The sequence below is a fragment of the Calidithermus terrae genome, from assembly GCF_003574345.1.
GTDB classification, from domain to species: Bacteria; Deinococcota; Deinococci; order Deinococcales; family Thermaceae; genus Calidithermus; species Calidithermus chliarophilus.
In genome coordinates, this window is sequence record NZ_QXDL01000364.1 from 1 (window position 1) to 2282 (window position 2282).

Annotated in this window: 1 protein-coding gene; it reads left to right on the forward strand. The window is 66.0% G+C overall.

Annotated elements, in window-relative coordinates; genetic code table 11:
- Positions 1-185 precede the first annotated feature (185 nt).
- Positions 186-2153, forward strand: coding sequence for a threonine--tRNA ligase (gene thrS, locus Mterra_RS20735; RefSeq protein WP_119316811.1), 1968 nt, complete (start codon positions 186-188; stop codon positions 2151-2153).
- Positions 2154-2282 lie beyond the last annotated feature (129 nt).

The following is a 2282-nucleotide window of genomic DNA, read 5'->3' on the forward strand; positions in this document are numbered from 1 at the left end:
CCCCCAATTTGACGCTAGCCCCCCCACCCTCTACACTGGCCTGCAAGATGTTCGGGCTCGCCACCACTACCCGACGCCGGGGGGACTTCTAGACCGCTAAGGTTTCGGAGGTCCTCCCGGCTCGCGTAGAATGCGAGCCGGACTTTTTTTGCAGCAGGCGCCGCGCCTGCGCGAGCGGAGGAAGAATGAACGTAGTGCTGCCCGACGGAAAACAACTCGAGCTCCCCCAGGGCGCCACGGCCAAAGACGCCGCCCAGGCCATCGGGCCGGGGCTCGCCAAGGCCGCCATCGGCGCCATCGTGGACGGCGACCTCTACGACCTGCTCAAACCCCTGCCCGAAGGGGCCAGCGGCGCGAAGATCAAGATCCTCACCGAGAAGGACCCCGAGTACCAGCCCCTCTTCCGCCACACCCTCGCCCACGTCATGGCCCAGGCGGTGCGCGAGCTCTACGCCGAGCGCGGCTTCAAGCCCGAGGACGTCAAGCTCGCCATCGGGCCGGTGATCGAGAACGGCTTCTACTACGACATCGACGCCCCCACGCCGCTGCGCGAGGAAGACCTGCCCCTCATCGAGGAGCGGATGCGCCGCATCGTGGCCGACGACCTGCCGCTGCAGCGCTTCGTGCTGCCGCGCGAGGAGGCGCTCAGGCGCTTCGAAGGCGTGGACCCCTACAAGAGCGAGCTGATCCGCGACCTCCCCGAGGGCGAGGAGATCAGCTTCTACCAGCAGGGCGACGAGCGCTACGGCTTCACCGACCTCTGCCGCGGGCCCCACGTCCCCAGCACGGGCCGCATCCCGCCGCACTTCAAGCTCACCTCGCTGGCCGGGGCCTACTGGCGCGGCGACTCGAGCCGCCCCATGCTCCAGCGCATCTACGGCATCGCCTTCCGCACCAAGGAGGAGCTCGAGCACTACCTCTGGCAACAGGAAGAGGCCAAGAAGCGCGACCACCGCAAGCTCGGGGCCGAGCTCGACCTCTTCACCATCAGCGAGGAGGTGGGCAAGGGCTTGCCGCTGTGGCTGCCCAGGGGGGCCTTCATCCGGCGGCAGCTCGAGCAGTACATGTACGAGAAGGAGCTCGAGCACGGCTACGACCACGTCATCACGCCGCACATCGCCAACTCCAAGCTCTACTACACCTCGGGGCACCTGCCGTACTACAAGGACGACATGTACGCCCCCATCGAGATCGAGGGCGAGGAGTATTACCTCAAGCCCATGAACTGCCCGCACCACCACATGATCTATAAGGCGCGGCTCAAGAGCTACCGCGACCTGCCGCTGCGCCTGGCCGAGTTCGGCACCGTCTACCGCTTCGAGCTCTCGGGCACGCTCTCGGGGCTGGCGCGGGTGCGCGGCTTCACCCAGAACGACGCCCACATCTACTGCTCGAAGGGCCAGGTCAAGGACGAGTTCATCCGCGTGATCCAGCTCTTCGACGAGGTCTACAAGGACTTCGGCATCAGCGACTACTGGTTCCGCCTCTCCCTCCCTGACTTCGAGAACAACCCCGAGAAGTTCGGCGAGCCCGGCCCCCACTGGGACGAGGCCATCGCCGCCATCCGCTCGGCGCTCGAGGAGACCGGCGCGCAGTACGTCGAGGGCATCGGCGAGGCCACCTTCTACGGCCCCAAGCTCGACGTGCAGCTGCGCACGGTGCTGGGCAAGGAGGAGTCCATCGCCACCAACCAGCTCGACTTCATCAGCGGCACCCGCTTCGGCCTGGAGTTCACCAACGAGAAGGGCGAGCGGGAAACCCCCGTCATCATCCACCGCGCCATCATGGGCTCCTTCGACCGCTTCTTCGCCTTCTACTTGGAGCACACCGCCGGCAACTTCCCCCTGTGGCTCTCCCCCGTCCAGGCCGTCATCGTCCCCATCGCCGACCGGCACTTAGGCTACGCCCAGCAGATCGCCGCCCAGATGCGCCAGAACAAGCTCCGCGTCGAGATCGACGACCGCAGCGAGCGCATGAACGCCAAGATCCGCGACGCTGAGCTCCAGAAGATCCCCCTGATCCTGGTCGTAGGCGACAAGGAAACCGAGTCCGGCACCGTAAACCTGCGCGAGCGCCACGCTAAGGAACAGCGCACGCTGGCTGTGGGCGAGCTGATCGAACAGATGCACAAGCGGGTGCAGGAGCGGAAGTAGGGACGTTGGGGGCAGGTTGTACGTCGTGCGTCGTACGTCGTACGCAAGACGCAATACGCAATACGCCTTGTTGGGATGAATCATCCACTGGGGTTGTGCCCGCCCCACAGGCCGACTACAGCCCCACCC

Excerpts from the sequence above, each read along its gene's own strand:
- thrS (WP_119316811.1), top strand. The coding sequence starts at position 186 with ATGAACGTAGTGCTGCCCGACGGAAAACAACTCGAGCTCCCCCAGGGC.